A 19,608-nucleotide genomic window follows, 5' to 3' on the forward strand; every position below is an offset into this window, starting at 1 on the left:
AACGTTCTAATTCATACTTTTGAAATGTAAATAAATAGAACATTCCGCGAGAGCGCCTATATAAATAAAACACCTTTTCATTTGAATGAAAAGGTGTTTATGTTTCGTCTCAAATCATAAAAAAAAATACACTTTTCAATCTTCATTCTTAACCTTATAATTATCTCTAATCGGTTGAATACATTGATTTTATCGACGAAATGCATCTTCCCACTTTAAGTAATTTAAATCACTTCTTTAACAACAATTTTAACAGTCTACAACAATTATACATTAAGTGTAGAAAACACCTTTTGTTTAAACTTTAAGTTATTATATAATAAAAATAAATTTAATATATTGATTATCAATGTATTATAGTTAATAAATAATTAACCCAAAAAAAAAAATATTAATGAATGAAAGAAACAGATTACAAACTAATTACCACAGAATAACAATGCTTCACAACAAGAATTAAATATTCATAAGGTATCAACGTTATTTTGCCAACGTATGTTCATCGACGAATGACACCGTGTAGACTATAAAATTTAGTTTTTAAACAGTTAGGTGCTAATTTTGTATCAGAATTAGATCCCAAATCTGTTCTAAAAACTTTTCTTAACCTGCTAGCCAATAATGTTTTGCATACAACTTGCAATCATTTTTGATAAGGTTAAGGATTAATATTAAGAATTAAACTTAACCATTATTATGAAGTCAATTGACACTTCTAACAACATCATAACCCTTTACAGAAATTTAACTTCTGCATATCCTGAATTTGGATGGCAGGCATCTTCGTTTATTAATTCCGGAGTATACAATTTTGACCATAAGGTGAAAATCAATAAAAGTGCTCATCAGGTTGACCTTTCTCATACATCTAAAATGGTTCCAACTCAATCTACTTTTCCAACTAATACAAAGAATCTATAATGAAGAATACTACTTTCATAAAATCGACAATGTTGTTATTTGTCATGTGGTTCTTTTTTAGTTCTACAGATGTAATGGCACAGACCTTTTCAGTTTCTGACGCAAGTGCGAACGAAGGGTCTAATATGACTTTTACAGTTACCTCTAGTACTCTGCTCACAGGCAACTATACTTTTGATATTGCATACGCAAATAATGGTACTACAACCGCAACAGATTACAACGGACCTACTTCAGTTACCTTAAGTTTTCTATTAAATACTTCTGATACATTTACTGTTGCTGCATTAAACGATGATTGGGTAGAGGTTACACAACAAGAATTCACTTTAACATTAAGCGATCCTTCTAACACCTATACTTTCTCTGATGCTAATGGTATCGGTACTATTATAGATACTGATGTCGCATATGTTACTGGTGAAAATTATGACATTACAGAAGGTGGAGAAATACAATACAGTTTATCATTATCAAATGGTATTAATTCTGGTGGTCAACAATATGTTGGTATCGAAGATTCATATACAGTTGATTTTTCTGTAGAAACTAACCCTAGCTCAACAAGCCCGGCAACTGATGGTTCTGATTTTAATTCTTTTACTACTACCGTTACTTTTCCTGCTGGTTCATTAGCTGGTTCAGAAATAATTATTCCTATACCTACTATTGACAATACTATTGTTGAACCTTCTGAAGAATTCAACGGGGTTAAGTCTAGAAATGCGGCAGAAGCTACAAAATACGGTACTTCCCCATCTAGGGTCAGTATCAATACTGAGCGTTCTGCATTACGTATTCATGATAATGACGTCGCTACAGTTAATTTAAGCAACACCACGGTATTGGAATCTTCTCCTAACGCTAGTATAAATTTCACCTTAAATGGTGAGGTTCAAGATAATTTTACAATAAATTATGTAACTGCTAATAATACAGCAATACAGCCTTCAGATTACGATTCAAATTCAGGTTTTGTAATCTTTAATGGAACAGATGGTCAAAGTTTACTTAGAAACTTTAGAATAAATGATGATTCAATCATTGAACCTACAGAATTTTTTACGGTGGTACCATCATACAGTCCTGCCCCAATCTCAGGTGCCATGACCAACTATGTGCCACAAAACATTGTTTTTGCTGCAAATGAAGGTATTATCACCATTACAGATGATGATTTAGATACAGATGGTGATGGGGTTAACGACCTTGCTGATGAAGATGATGACAATGATGGTATTACAGATATTAATGAAGGAAACGGAGATGCCGATGGTGATACTATTATTGATAGTTTAGATAATGATTCTGACAACGATGGTTGTCCTGATGCTATTGAAGCTGGGCACACTGATCCAGATGGCGATGGTTATTTAGGCACTTCTCCAGTTTCAGTTCACCCTTCTACCGGATTAGTAACCGGTCAAGGTGGTTATACAGGTATTGATAGCAAAGTAACAACAGCTTTTCAAACGGTAAGCATAACATTGCAACCTACAGATAGAGTTGCTAACCTAGGTGACACGGTTACCTATACAACTGCAGTTAATGGAACTTCACTTACCTATCAATGGGAAGTTAGTCCTGATGATGGAACTAGCTGGAATCCAATTTCAAATGGCGGCGTTTATTCGGGAGCTACTACTACTGCGTTGACATTAACGACAATTACTAGTACAGAAAGTGGTCATCAATATCGTTTTGTAGCATTTGATAGTCAAAACTTATGTACGCCTTATACATATTCTAACGTAGCTGATTTATTTATTAGACCAACTATAGCAATTGCCGATGATAGCACTGCCGAAGGCACTGACCTAGATTTTGCAGTGACACTTTCTCACGCAGTAAATGAAGTGGTAACATTTGATTTATCATATACAAATATTACCACGCTAGCAACAGATTATACGGCATTAACTAATTTTTCGATTCCTAGTAATACTTTAAATACTAGTATTTTAATATCAGCTATTGACGACGGACTTATTGAAGGTGATGAAACTTTTACTTTAGGTATGACTAATGGATCCACTAACACTGGTGACATTACAGATACCGCAACGGGTACAATCACCAACATAAATATACCTTCTGCAGGTGACGGAGTTTCTATAGACGATTTTTCTGTGAATGAAAATGTGGGTACGGTAGATTTTGTTTTGACATATACCGGGCCAACAGTTCAAAATTCTTTCACAGTCGATTATGTAATAACCGACGTAAGTACAACTTCTAGTTCAGATTATAATGTAAACCTAACAGGTCAAGTAACTTTCCCTGCCGGTACTGCCGATGGAGATACACAACCTTTATTATTAGCAATTACAGATGATACAGTCATTGAGGGCGATGAGAGCTTAACAATACAAATATCAAATATCTCTAACAATCTCTTAGCTATTATAGATGCAGATGCTACCGGTACAATTACAGATAACGACACTACCCCAACTACAGGTTTATCTATCGCAAATATCAATTTTAACGAATCTACTGCATCAGCTAATTTTGTAGTAACCTATAATGGTGGTAACGTTAAAACCGGATTTACTGCAGATTACACTATAACAAATGGTTCTGCTATATCTGGTACCGATTATAACGCCATATTAACCGGACAAGTTTCATTTCCAAACGGTACTACAGATGGTGCAACACAACTTGTAAGTGTAACTATTATTGATGACCTTATTATTGAAGCTGATGAAGACTTGAATATTGAATTAACTAATCTTTCTACTACCCTTATCAATTTGGTTGACCCAAATGCAGTGGGTACTATCTTAGATAACGATACAAAAACAGCCTCTACAGGTTTAACAGTTGCTGATATAGTAGTTAATGAAGCTGCCGGTACAACTAATTTCGTAGTAACCTATAACGGTAGCGATTTACAAAATACTTTTACAGTAGATTATACTATAACTGATGGTACAGCTGCTGCCGGTACAGATTTCAGTGGTAATCCTGCACTATCGGGTCAGTTGACTTTCCCCGCTGGAACTTCAGATGGCGATGTGCAAAATGTAAGTATCAATATCAATGACGATACTATTATTGAATCTGATGAAACCATCAATTTTCAATTAACGAATTTATCAACAACATTAATCAATTTGGTCGATGCCAATGCAATTGGTACCATTACCGATAATGATGTTAAAACAGCAACTACAGGTTTAAGTGCTGCTGATTTTTCTGTTAGTGAATCTGCAGGAAGCACAAATTTTGTAATTACCTATAATGGTAACGATATTCAAACTGGTTTTACGGTTGATTATAATATTACAAACGGTACTGCTACTGCTGGAAAAGATTATAGTACTACGCTCGCAGCAGGACAGTTAAGTTTCCCTACCGGCGCTACAAATAATGACCAACAGTCAATTACAATAACTATTTTAGAAGATTCTTTTATTGAAGCTACCGAAGATTTAAACATTCAACTTTTAAACTTGTCTACAACATTAATAAATATTGTGGATCCGACAGGTACTGGTACTATTACCGATAACGACAACACTGCTGCTAACGGAATAGATTTTCAAAACGCAACGGTTACCGTGGCTGAAGGAGACCCAACCGATAACGTTAATGCAACTTTTGTGGTTGAATTTAATGGTGATGTAGATACAGGTGAAACCGTTGAAGTAGATTATTTTGTAAATAATGGTACAGCGGCAAATGCAACAGATTTTACACCAAGCCCAACCATAGAGACCCTAACTTTTACAAATGCAATTAAAACAGCGAATATCGTTATTCCTATTATTAGTGACAACACTATTGAGGCTGAAGAAAATTTCTTTGTAAATCTTGTTGCAATACGTTCTAATGTTGGTGTCAATTTATTGAACAACCAAGCAACCGGAGTAATTACTGATGATGATGGAGGTGCACTTTCAGTAACAGGATTCAGTATTATTGAACAAACTAATGCCATTAATTTTGATGTCACTTATAGCGGTGACAGGGTAACTGGTGGTTTTACCCTAGAATACTCAATAGTAGATATTACTACGTCGGCTGGTATAGATTATACGGTAACCTCATCAACAGGAACTCTAAATTTTACTGGTGTAGATAATGAAGTACGTTCAGTACAAATTAATGTTGTGGGTGATAATTTCATTGAAAACGACGAAAATTTAAGTATTGTGATCGGTAATCCTTCCATTCCAGAAATTACGATTACCAATACAGATGCTATCGGTTCAATTACCAATGATGATACAGGTAGTGTTGCTGCTACAGGTTTTACGGTAGACGAATTTAACGTTACAGCAAATTTTGAAGTAACCTATTCAGGTAATCCTATTAGCGGTGGTTTTACTGTCTCATATGAAATAACAGATAATACAACAACCTCTGGTAGTGACTACTCGGTTACATCACAAACTGGTACTTTAAACTTTTCAGGCACAACAGGTGAAGTACTTCAAGTACCTGTAGATATTCTACAAGATGCACTAATTGAAGGAAACGAAGCATTACGAATTACAATTACTTCAATTTCCCCTAGCTTAATTACAGCAACTAATCCAGTTGCAATAGGTACCATTAATGATATAAATCACTTACCTACTGCTGTTGATGATTCTTTTGTAGTATTCCAAAATCAAGCATCGGCAAATATTACGGTACTTGCGAATGATGATTATGATTTTGACGGACCTGCTTCTTCCAATCCTTTACAGATAGTAAACAATCCAATAAACGGTACGGTAACCCTAAGAGATAATGGAACGCCTGGCGATGCTACAGATGATTATTTCGAATATCAACCTAGTCCGTCTTTTAATGGAAATGATTCTTTTACATATAAAATAGTAGATTCTAACGGCTCTGAAGACACAGCTGTTGTAAATATCTTCGTAAACGACACCAACCTTAAAAAGGATTTTGAAATTCGTTATTCTGGTAGTATCAACGGTGATTTTACTATGATCGCCAATAATGTTCTTTCAAGAAGCGCCACGGGTAATTACAATGGCGAAGAGGGTAACCATAATTTCTTTGACAACGTATTTGTTGATATCGATTCTGATCCAACAACATTTAACTCTACCAATGCCAACTTAGCTAATCCTGAGCCTTCATTAAGCTGTTTGAATATTAAAAAAGCTTACCTATACTGGGCTGCTGCCGATAAGGAATATGATGGTACTACCGGTGGTAGCGCAACGGAACCGTCTTGGAATTACAATGAAGTAAAATTAATGTTGCCTGGTCAATCAGCCTATACTACGGTAACAGCAGATGAGGTTATCTATAGAGGTCGTAATGATCATTTCCAAAATGACCCATATGTGTGTATTAAAGATATTACAGATGATATAAATGCACTTTCTACTCCTTTTGGTTCATACCAAGTAGGTAACGTAAAGGCTACCGAGAGAGATTTACGTTCTCATGGCATTGCAAATGTAACTGGTACTTCCGGTGGATGGCAAATTGTCTTCGTTTATGAAAATGTTTCTCTTGACCCTAAAAATATCACGCTATACGATGGGTATGTTCACACTTTTGCTTCTGATGGTGCAGGTGAAACAGAATTTAACTTTAGTGGTTTTGAAACCATTCCGAACGGTAATATAAATGCCGATGTAATGTTAGGTGCCTTAGAAGGTGACCGTGATCTTTCTGGTGATCAATTATTAATTTACGACGCTAGTAACAACTGGGCTAAACTTTCTACGACATTAAGAGATGAAGACAACTTCTTTAATAGCCGTATTACTATTGATGGTCTCAATTATGTAGATAGAAATGCTGCAAGTACAAACACCTTAGGTTTTGATGCTACCGTTTTTCCATTAGCAAACACAACTAATAGGTATATAGATAATGATCAGACTTTTGCCCGTTTTAAAATTACAACGGATCAAGAATCATATGGACTATATTTAATGGGCTTAAGTGTAGATGTTTATCTACCAAGTTTAGGGGCTTTAAGTTTAAACACAAACGCAACCGGACCTTTCAATGCAGGTGATACAGTACCTCTAACATTAAACGTTACCAACACTGGTAATGATGATATTCAAGATTTGGTGATTACTACCGTATTACCAATTGAAGCTGATTTTGCGAGTGTAGGTACATTACCAGCAGGTGTAACACATTCTTACGACCCAACATCAAGAACCTTAACTTTTACAGCTCAAAATGGTTTCACCGATATGGGTGATAACTATGATCTTGATTTCAATATTGAAATCATTGAGGCTTGCCACTTTTTAGAGACCGCTTGTACAGCTAGTTTTGAATTACAGGCAAATGCTACCTACAGTGGCGTTACCAACGGCGACCCAATTACTACCAATAGTTCATCTTCTACAGATTCTTGTGGTATTGGTACGCATACACCAACTATTATAGATGTACAGCAACCGCCACAAGTAAATTGGTCTACTGCACCAAATGCATTGGACAGAACTGTTACTTGTGATAATATTGCTGCGCTTAATAATGCAAATTCTTTAGTACCTGCAACGGTATCTTGTAATTTCACATTAGATAAAACTGCTGGTAATTTTGTGCAATCTGGTGCATGCCCAACTCAAGGCACATATACCAATACTTGGACGTTTACCGATGCTTGTGGAAGAGTAAGTGATACTTTCACTCAAGTTATTACTATAGAAGATAAAGAAGCACCAACTTTTAATGAGTCTTTACCACAAGACTCTTACGCCGCTCATGATAATATTCCTGTAGCGCCAGTACTTTCTGCTAATGACAACTGTGATTCTAATTCTACAGTTACCTTCGACGAAACGTATATTGGTGACAATACTTCTACTTCATATACGATTATTAGAACATGGACAACCAATGATTGTGCAGGTAACAACACTAGCCATACGCAATACATTTACGTTAGTGAAAGTGGTAATCCTATCGGTATTAGCATTAATGATGTTACCGTAAATGAAGATGCAGGTACTGCAGTTCTTGAAATTACACATACAGGTACCGTTTCTGGTGGTTTTACCTTAAACTATGCTACTGCAGATGATACTGCATTACAACCTGGCGATTATGTTTCAGCGTCAAATACTACTGTATCTTTTGCAGGTACAAACAATGAGGTACGTCTGGTCACCATAACAATTAATGATGACTCAATTATAGAAACTACCGAGCAATTCTTTGTACAACTTACTAGTGGAACAAATACACCTACCATTAATGACAATGAAGGTATTGCGAGTATAACAGACAATGATAATGTTCCTGGCAGTACAGGTATATCCTTTGCAGATGACAATATTATTGTTACTGAAGGTACTGATACCTATGCTAGATTTGTGGCTACCTTCACTGGTACTATTGCTCCAGGTGAAACTGTTACAGTTGATTATGTAACTGCTAACGGCACTGCTATCGAACCTGACGATTACACTTCTTTTACAGGTACGGTGACATTCAACAGCACTACGAATTCTGTAAATATAGATGTTCCGATAATTGATGACAGTTTTATAGAACCATCAGAAGATTTTACAATCACATTATCTAACATACAATCGAATATTAATGTTGGCTTCCTTGATGAACAACCAACAAATACTGCGACTGGTACTATCAATGATGATGATAATATACCTGGTACAACTGGTATATCATTCCAGAACGACAACATCACTGTAGATGAAGCTGCGGGTACTGCTACAATAAATGTTCTTTTAACTGGTAACGTTCAAGGCGGATTCACTTTAGATTTCACAACAAATGATGATACTGCTACACAACCAGGTGATTATAATACAAATAGCGGACAATTAACTTTCGCCGGTAATGATGGTGAATTACAACCAATTACCGTAGCTATTAATGACGATGGTATTATAGAAGTTACCGAAGGTTTGTTTATAGACCTTTCTAATCTTTCTACTACATTAATTGCAATCAATGATGATCAAGGTGTTATCAATATTACAGATAATGATAGCCTTGCCGGAACTGGTATTTCATTCCAAAATGATGACATTACCATTAATGAAGCTGATGGTACTGCTACAATAAATGTTCTTTTAACTGGTAACGTTCAAGGCGGATTTACTTTAGATTACGCTACTGCAGACGATTCTGCCATTCAACCGGGAGATTACACTAGCATTGCTGGTCAATTAACTTTTGCAGGTACTGACGGTGAAGTTCAACCTATAACGGTAACTATTATTGATGATGATATAATTGAAGCTACAGAAAGATTGTTGGTTGACCTTTCTAACCTTTCTACATCATTAATTACCATTAACGATAACCAAGGTAACATTAACATTATCGATAACGACAATATACCAGGTACAACAGGTATCTCGTTTGAAAATGATGATATTACTATAAACGAAGATGCTGGTACAGCAACGATTAATGTATTATTAACAGGAAATGTTCAAGGCGGATTTACATTAGATTATATCACTAATAATGATACGGCTGAACAACCTGGAGATTATAGCTCAACTTCTGGTCAGTTAACTTTTACTGGCACAGATGGTGAAATTCACCCTGTTACAGTATCCATAATCGATGATACTGTTATTGAGGCTACTGAAAGATTGTTTGTAGATCTTTCTAACTTATCTACAACTTTGATTGCTATTAACGATAGTCAAGGTAATATCAATATTACTGACAATGATAATGTTGCCGGTACAGGTTTGGCTTTTCAAAATGATGATATTACAGTTGATGAAGGTGCCGGTACAGTTACTGTCAATGTTTTATTAACTGGAAATGTAGGTGGAGGCTTTACTGTAGATTATACCACTGGCGATGATACTGCGCTTGAACCAGATGATTACACGACCAGTTCAGGTCAATTGACTTTTGCAGGTACCGATGGTGAATTACAACCTATTACGGTTACAATTATCGATGATAGTGTTATTGAGACATTAGAGCGTTTATTCGTTAACCTTTCTAACTTATCAACTACATTAATAACTATTACCGACAACCAAGCCAACGTCAATATCACAGATAACGATTATATACCTGGTACTACTGGTATTGCGTTTGAAAATGATGATATCACTATAGATGAGGCTGCGGGTACAGCAACAATAAACGTACAATTAACCGGTAATGTTCCTGGCGGATTCACTTTAGATTATACAACTAATAATGACACTGCTATTCAACCGGGAGATTATACTCCTACCAACGGACAATTAACATTCAATGGTAATGACGGCGAAATTCAACCTATAGTTGTTCCTATTATTGATGATAATATCATTGAAGCCATTGAAAGGTTATTTGTAGATCTTTCCAACTTATCGACTTCTTTAATAATTATAAATGACAACCAAGGGAATATCAATATTACGGATAATGACAATATACCGGGTACCACAGGTATCTCTTTCCAAAATGATGATATCACAGTAGATGAAGCTGCAGGTACTGCAACTATTAATGTATTGTTGACGGGTAACCTTCAAGGCGGATTCACTTTAGATTACACCTCTAATAATGATACGGCTGTAGAACCAGGAGATTATACTGCCGATGCAGGACAGTTAACCTTTGCTGGTACAGATGGTGAAATTCAGCCGGTAACTATAACCATTATTGACGATAACATCATTGAAGCGACCGAAAGATTGTTTGTTGATCTTTCTAATTTATCTACGACCTTAATTGCAATTAATGACACCCAAGGTAATATCAATATTACCGATAATGATAATGTAATCGGCACAGGTATCTCATTTGAAAATGATAATATCATAGTAGATGAAGCTGCTGGTACGGCAACCATAAATGTAGTATTGACCGGTAACGTTCAAGGCGGATTCACTTTAGATTATACTACCAATGACGATACTGCTGTGCAACCTGGTGATTATACTACTAGTGCAGGACAGTTAACATTTGCAGGTACTGATGGCGAAATACACCCTATTACAGTAAGTATAATTGATGATAGCTTAATTGAAACTACAGAGAGATTATTTGTAGACCTATCTAATTTGTCTACTACTGTTATAGCTATTAATGAAACCCAAGGAAATATCAGCATTACTGATAATGACAATATACCAGGCACAACGGGTATCGCATTTGAAAACGATAATATCACGGTTGATGAAGCTGCTGGTACGGCTACAATCAATGTACAATTGACAGGTAATGTTCCTGGCGGTTTCACCATTGACAATGCTACTGCAGACGGTACTGCTCTTGAACCTGGCGATTATACTAGCAATTCCGGTCAATTGACCTTTGCGGGTACCGATGGTGAATTACAACCTATAACAGTTTCCATTATCGATGATAATATTATTGAAGCTACAGAAGCGTTATTAGTAAATTTATCTAATCTTTCAACTACATTAATCGGTATAAACGATAACCAAGGGAATATCAATATCACAGATAATGATAACATACCTGGTGTTACCGGTATATCATTTGAAAATGATGACATCACTATTGATGAAGCTGCGGGTACTGCTACAATTAATGTATTATTGACAGGTAATATTGAGGGCGGATTCACCCTTGATTACACTACCAATAATGATACAGCTGTTGAACCTGGAGATTATACTACTAATGCAGGGCAGTTAACCTTCTCAGGTACTGATGGCGAAATTCAACCTGTTACTGTAACCATTATTGATGATAATATCATTGAAGCAACTGAAAGATTGTTTGTTGACCTTTCAAACCTGTCTACAACTTTAATTGCCATCAATGATAACCAAGGTAATATCAATATCACCGATAATGATAACATACCAGGAGTTACTGGTATATCATTTGACAATGATAATATCACTATAGACGAAGCAGCAGGTACAGCTACAATAAATGTATTGCTTACTGGAAACGTTCAAGGCGGATTCACATTAGATTATACAACTACTAATGATTCTGCTATTGAACCTGGTGATTACACTACTAGTTCTGGTCAACTGACCTTTGCTGGTACTGACGGAGAAACACATGCTATTACAATTAGTATTATAGATGATACATTAATAGAGTTAACTGAAAGTCTATTTGTAGACCTTTCTAACCTGTCTACTCCGTTAATTACCATAAATGATGATCAAGGTGTTATTAATATCACTGATAATGATAGTGACCCATCTCTTTATGGCGTTGCCTTTGATATCACTTCTATTGATGTAAATGAAGATGCTGGTACAGTTTCTCTTGATGTTGTACTTAATGCTGATGTTCAAGATGAATTTACGGTAGAATACTACACTGTAGATGGTACTACTTTAGATGGTAGTGATTACACTGGTGTTCCGCAAAACACACAGACATTAACATTTGGCGGTACAAATTCAAATACACAGACCATCGTAATTCCTATTATTGATGACACGTTGATTGAATATACAGAAGATTTCCAAGTAATATTAGAGAATATATCTACTCCTATAGTTGGTATACTTGCTAATGATACTGCTACGGTTAATATCATTGATAATGATGCTGATCCATCTCTTTATGGTGTTGCTTTTGATATCACGTCAATCGATGTAAATGAAGATGCCGGTACGGTTTCTATTGATGTTGTGCTTAATGCAGATGTTCAAGATGAATTTACTGTTGAGTATTATACTGTAGATGGTACTACAATAGATGGTAGTGATTACACTGGTGTTCCTCAAGATACACAGACCTTAACATTTGGTGGTACAAATTCAAATACACAAACCATCGTAATTCCTATTATTGATGATACCTTGATTGAATTTACCGAAGACTTCCAAGTAATTCTTGAAGACATCTCTACCCCTATTGTTGGTATTCTTGCCAATGATAGGGCTACAGTAAATATAATTGACAACGATGCTGACCCAACTTTATATGGAGTTGAATTCGATATTACTTCTATTGATGTAAACGAAGATGCCGGTACGGTTTCTATTGATGTTGTGCTTAATGCAGATGTTCAAGATGAGTTTACTGTTGAATACTATACTCTAGATGGCACTACCTTAGATGGTAACGATTATACAGGTGTTCCTCAAGATACACAGACATTGACATTTGGCGGTACAAATTCAAATACACAGACCATCGTAATTCCTATTATTGATGATACATTAATTGAAGCAACAGAAGACTTCCAGGTAATTCTTGAAGACATCTCTTCTCCTGTTGTTGGTATTCTTACAAATGACACGGCTATAGTTAATATCATTGATAATGATGCGGACCCATCAGTATATGGTGTTCAATTCGATACTACTTCTGTTGAGGTAAATGAAGACGATGGTACGGTTACAATAAATGTTGTGCTTAATGCAGATGTTCAAGATGAATTTACTGTTGAATTCTATACTGTTGATGGTTCTACTGTTGATGGAATGGATTATACTGGTGTTCTTCGTAATACACAGACACTAACATTTGGCGGTACAAATCCTAATACACAGACCATTGTAATTCCTATTATTGATGATATCATCATTGAAGATCCTGAAACTTTCAGCGTAATTCTTGAAAATATCTCAAATCCGATTATAGGTATATTATCAGACAATATTGCCACGGTTACTATTATTGATAATGATGGTGATGAAGGTTGGCCAACAGATGAAACTATTGAAGCATGTGATACAATACCTGATGCTTTTGTAATAACCTCTGATAGCGCTTGTGCCATAACTGTTGTTTATGAAGAATTGACCGCAGGTCAAGATGACGAATGTGCTACGGAGTATACCATCACTAGAACATGGACGATTACCGATTGTGTCGGTAATGTTCGTACACATACCCAAGTAATTACTATTGAAGATACGGTTGCACCGACCTTCAATGAAACGCTACCTCAAGATATGACGGTTGAATGTGGAATGGTACCAGATGCTACTACATTAACGGCTACTGATTCTTGTGAGCCAAATATTGAAGTAACGTTTACAGAAACGATTACCAATGACGAAAACTGTGCTCTAGGGTATACGGTTACCAGAACTTGGACGGCTACCGACTGCGCAGGTAACACGGTAGAACATACTCAAGTTATTACCGTAGAACCTACGGGACCTATTATGAGTCAGCCGTACGAAGAAGAAGTTACCATTATATGTGGCGATGAAATTCCTGAAGCACCAGAAATGGTATTTACGGGTGGCTGTGGTAATTTTGATGTTGTTTACAATGAAGAAACACAACAAGCTGATGATTCTGATGATTACATGATTATTAGAAATTGGAACGTAACTGATTCTTGTGGCAATACTGCTTCTTTTGAACAAATCGTTTTTGTTCTGCAACCACAATTGCAAGAAATTACCATTAACGTTTGTATTGAAGAAGAGCCAATTGACTTATTGAACTACCTACCGGCAGATTTTGACCGTAACGGTACATTTATGATTCTAGAAGGTGATGTGGTTTTAGAGCAAAACTTCTTTGACCCACTGAACCATGAGCCTGGAGAATACAAAATTGCCTACAGTTCTACCGAGGGAACATGTAAATACTATGTTGACTTTACAGTTATCGTAGATACGGAGTGTGTACCATGTGGAAGAGGTGACATAGAAATTTCTAAAGCGGTTACCGCTAACGGAGATGGTGTCAATGATTTCTTCGAAATCAGAGGCGTTGAGTATTGTGCTTTCAGTTTTGATGTAATGATCTTTAACCGTTGGGGTACTAAAATTGCCGAGGTAAAAGATTATCAGAATGACTGGGGTGGTGAATCTCCTGATGGTTCTTTCGGACAATCTGGAATGCTACCTACCGGTACGTACTATTACATTATTACTGCTACCGATAAAAACACCGGTACCATTTTAGAACCATTTAATGGATATATCTATCTAGGTACCAATTAAAATTAGAAACATAATTTACAGTGCCTCATCTTAATAGATGAGGCATTGTTTATAGTTCTTAATGTTTTTAGTAAAATCTAGACTTAAGGAATGAAGTGATTTAAACCTTTAAAAAAAATACATGGGTTATAGACTTTGCGTTACAATCTTTAAAACGTTTAAAAACTAACCATTTATTACAACGTATAATATCAGGGTTGAGAAAAATGTAAAATCACTACTGTCCTTTCTTTAAGGGACAAGTAAGCATTATAAATTGCAGTTTCGTAAGCGAATTAAGTTATATGTAATTCACTATTTAACAGCTAGTTATATTTATAATGTGTCTAAAAAAATTCTTGAAAAGCAAATTCTCAAATTGATGAGGTATTTCTAAATTCAGATGAAAATTTTGACTCCAAAGTACTTAAAAAAAAAAGTTCAAAATCAGTATTATAGAAATAATTAGAGGCAGCGAGCTTTTAAAAAGTAATGATTCAGTCCATTTTCTTGGCACACCAATTAATGTCTTAAAGTAAAATTTTGATGGTCGTACTAGAGATTTAAAATGCTAGAGAATGACATATATTTTGTAAATTTTAATTCTTTACTATTTTCTGACATCATTAATCTTCAACAGTTTGCTGCTTAACTTGTTATAAAGTGAACGTAATTTTAAGTGTTCATCAACCGTATTTTTTATATAAATCTTTCAAAAAAAGTATCGATAAAGGTTACATTAAATCAGATATCCTAATTACCACTGTCATTTCACATCAAAACTAGCCGCTTTCGCAACAAAAAATGGGCATCGACAAGTATCGAAGCTAACTTTGTGTTTGAAAAGAGTTATTCATTGTTTTTCATGAATGATTTAGCTAGAAAAGAATATGCTTAAATTCCTACTTAAAATCACCTTTCTAATTTGTTGCACAAGTCTATCTGCACAATTAGATTTGTCACTAACGCAAACTGAAGCAATATGCTCTTCAGACGGCAGTATAACTGCAACGGCTAGTGGCGGAGTTACACCCTATCAATATCAAATAATTTCAGGGCCAGAGTTAAGAGGATTTCAGACTTCGGGAACATTTAATGCATTACAACCGGGAACTTACTCAGTTCAAGTTAGAGATGCTACATTTGATTTGTATTCTGAAGAAATAACAGTACTCGGTTTTTATGTTCTTCCTACATTGAATACTACAATTACACCACCAACCTGTTCTAGTAGTACAAACGGGGAGGTTACGCTAACGGGTGAGGATGGAAATTTAATAGGAACCTCTGCTTTTCCAACTTATAAATATCGCATTGTTGATTTAAGTACAACACCACAAACGGTACTTCAAGAACAAAATTCTGATACTTTTACTGGACTTTCAGAAGGCACTTATACATTTCAAATAGAGGACGCATGTCAAAACACGGCCAGTGAAACCATTACCATAACGGCACCCTCGATTGTTTCGTTATCTGGTGCAATTGGTTATGTTGAAAAATCAGGTTGTGATACCTACGAAGCAGATTATTCTTCATTCGGTCGAGGCGTTTTACCGCATAATATTACGGTAACCGAAGATGTTACGGGCACTATAGTATATTCTGGGTCGAGTAGCACAAGTCAAGGTGTTTCCATAGGTACTATTTACAATTTTGACACAGCCTATACCGTAAATATCGTAGATGCCTGTGGACAAACAGATACTTTAAACTTCTCTTATACTCCTTCAATAGATATGTGGAGTCAGAAATCATTAGATTGCTCTGGCGAGACTTCGTTTTATGTATATGCAAATTTGAACGATACAAGTGAACGACAAAAGAGTCTATTGGTTCCGGTTACGGTAACTTTTACTAACCAAACTAATACAAGTGACGTGCTAGTTTATACGCTTAACGACCCCGATTACCTTGAAGTGGAAATTAGAGAAGCTGATATTTTAGTTGGTGGTACCTATGATATTGTTATGGAGGATAGCTGTAATTATATTGTCACTACCACAGAAACTTTTACACCCGTAGATCCAACCGAATTTATTGCAAACGTTCGAGAAGAACGTGGATGTATGGATGGTACAACAGGAATGTCTTTTCATATTAGGAATGGTGGAACAAATTATGGTCGTGTTACCATTACATCTGGTCCTGCAAGCTTCATCTCAGAAGGTGGTGTAGTTACAACATATACTTATCCAAAGGTTTTTGAGAATACCAGTGATAGTTCAATTTATCCTGTTGGCTTTCCACCTGGAAATTATCAAGCAGAACTAACTGATGGTTGTGAAACCGGTAACGTAAGCTTTGAAATTTTAGCTTCCCAGGTTGTAGAACATGATTTTACGCTAGATTTTGAACAGCGTTGTGGCAATGCAAACGCCTTAATTATCAATGCAAACGTCATTCAGGCTGATGGAGGATCTTTCTATACCAATGTAAGAGTTAATAATTTAGATACTGGTGATACCGTGCTCCGAGAAAGCATTAGCTTTTTTACAGAAGGGGTTCCCGTTATCATACCCAATATGCCTGCAGGAGACTATCAACTAAACCTCGAATTTCAGAGTGGTGGTAACTGTAGTTCAACTAATACATTTACATGTGCTTGCGAACCACAAACTGTCAACATTACCATACCCGAATATGCACCTACTTCTTTTGAAAGTATTGTAGGGTATACCTGTACTGAAGGCTCTGGTATTATTTTTGCTGAAGGATCTAATGGCGTTCCTCCTTATAACTATGAAATTATTGCTTCGTCCATACCTGCGAATATAGGAAGAACTTCCACTGATGGGCTTTTTGCCAATACTGCTGAAGGGACCTATACAGTTAGAATAAGTGATAGTTGTGGAAACTCGGCTGACGGAGCATTTGAAGTAACGCCTTATTTACCTAGTCTAGTAGCAACTTGTGATGCTTCAGGAAATCAAGTAACCTTGTCGGCAAACCCGGTTCCAAATGCTATTTTCACTTGGATTAATTCATCGGGAACAACGCTTCAACAAGGTCCAAGTAACGAATTGGTATTTAATCCTTTTGATCCATCTCTAGGGGGAGATTATACATTGCAGGTAACAGCACCAGGATTGAGTTGTACTATATATGATGGGTCTATAACAGTACCTAATATTCCTTGTAGTTCTAGTATTGATGTACGTAAAACAGTTGAATCGGGTCCTATATATAATAGTGTTTCCGATGAGTATACAGTAACCTATAGAATTACAGCAGAGAACATCGGTGGTCTCGCAGGCACTTATGATGTCATCGATACCTTTATATTAGGTAGTGGTTTAACTTTAATAAATGCAACTTTGGCTTATGGAGGCGAAAGTGACGGAGTTGATGGTACAATTTTGAGTCCGTTTACAAGTGGTGATCAAATTATAACAAGTGAATCAATAGCCGGACTTCGAACAGAAAGTTGGCTGGTAACCGCAACTTTTACTATCGATAAAGATGTATTCGATCCCACACAAGATTGTACAAATGGCGGTGGATTTGGAAATCAAATAACTGTTACCGGCGATACCGATACATCTAACAACACAGCTTGTGTAACTGTTGATTTTGGAAATCTTGAAATTACTAAAGATGGTGTGTTTATTGATTCAAATACTAATGGTCTTACCAATGTAGGCGATGCAGTAAATTATACCTTTAATGTTATCAATACTGGTAATGTTGCTATTTCAAATGTAGTAGTATCAGACCCATTATTAGGAGGTGCTATAGCTGGCCCTGCTTCTGGCGATACAGACGCTGATGGTCTATTAGATACTACAGAAACTTGGGTTTACAGCGCTACTTATAGCATTATACAAACTGATATAGATAATAATCAGGTAAATAATTTAGCTACAGTAACTGGCGATGACACCGATGGTAATACTATAACAGATACATCAACAGATCCAACACCTTGTGCTACGTGTACCCCTTCCCCTACTTGTGCAGATTGTACCTTAACAGAAATACCTAGTAACCCTAGTTATTCGATCAACGATTCTTCTACAGTTGAAGGAACGAATAATGTTTTTACCATTACGGCATCTAGTAGCATCAACCAAGACATCGTTTTTAATTTAGGCTATACAAATATAAATACCACCAATGCTGATTATAGCGGTCCAACTACGGTTACACTTTTAGCGAATAGCACTTCGGTCTCTTTTAATGTTGCTGCAGTAGATGATAGTCTTATTGAACCAAATGAAACACACGAAGTTCAAATTTCTTATACCTCCGTTGGTGTCTTAAACATTACCGATGATACCGGTGAGGGAGAAATTCTAGATAATGATAACGCGGCACCTGGTGATGGTATTGCATTTACCAACACGACCGTGTCTTCTGCGGAAGGGAACATGACCGGTGATAATGTGCAGCTGAGCTTTGAGGTAACCTATACTGGTACCATCCCTGCCGGGGAAACTGTTTCCGTGGATTATGTTACTACTGTTGGTGCTGCCGATGGAACTGATTTTGTAGAAATTACAACAACAACAATTCAATTTACGGAGGCTTCTAAGACAGCGTCCATTATCGTGGATGTCATAGAGGATACTATTATTGAAGCTGATGAAGACTTTACTTTGGTGCTTTCCAATATTACGACCGATAACGGATTCGTTACCGGGTTTGTTGATGGTAACACCACTAACACTGCTACGGGCACTATCATCAACGATGATAACGCGGCACCTGGTGATGGTATCGCATTTACGCAACTTACGGTTTCCGAACTTGAAGGGGATACCGCTGCAGATGCTACCGAAATCAGCTTTGAGGTAACCTATACTGGTACCATCCCTGCCGGGGAAACTGTTTCCGTGGATTATGTTACTACTGTTGGTGCTGCCGATGGAAC

At 36.3% G+C, this 19,608-nt stretch carries 3 protein-coding genes; all 3 read left to right on the top strand.

The features are described 5' to 3' along the window. The first annotated feature begins 696 nt into the window (after positions 1–696). Positions 697–921 (top strand): hypothetical protein, encoded by a 225-nt coding sequence (locus Q0871_RS17040; RefSeq protein ID WP_299325841.1) that lies wholly within the window; start codon positions 697–699, stop codon positions 919–921. Next, positions 921–14,756: a Calx-beta domain-containing protein gene (locus Q0871_RS17045; RefSeq protein ID WP_299325843.1), complete on the top strand. Its 13,836-nt coding sequence runs from the start codon at positions 921–923 to the stop codon at positions 14,754–14,756. The genes Q0871_RS17040 and Q0871_RS17045 overlap by 1 nt, the downstream gene beginning before the upstream one ends. An 869-nt stretch (positions 14,757–15,625) precedes the next feature. Further along, the coding region (locus Q0871_RS17050) for a Calx-beta domain-containing protein (protein ID WP_299325845.1) at positions 15,626–19,608 on the top strand (3,983 nt) is incomplete at its 3' end.

It is taken from the genome of uncultured Maribacter sp., assembly GCF_947500985.1.
GTDB lineage: Bacteria > Bacteroidota > Bacteroidia > Flavobacteriales > Flavobacteriaceae > Maribacter.

What these genes read in the sequence shown, in the direction of transcription:
- Q0871_RS17040 (WP_299325841.1), top strand. Translation starts at nt 697, where the DNA reads ATGAAGTCAATTGACACTTCTAACAACATCATAACCCTTTACAGAAAT.
- Q0871_RS17045 (WP_299325843.1), top strand. Translation starts at nt 921, where the DNA reads ATGAAGAATACTACTTTCATAAAATCGACAATGTTGTTATTTGTCATG.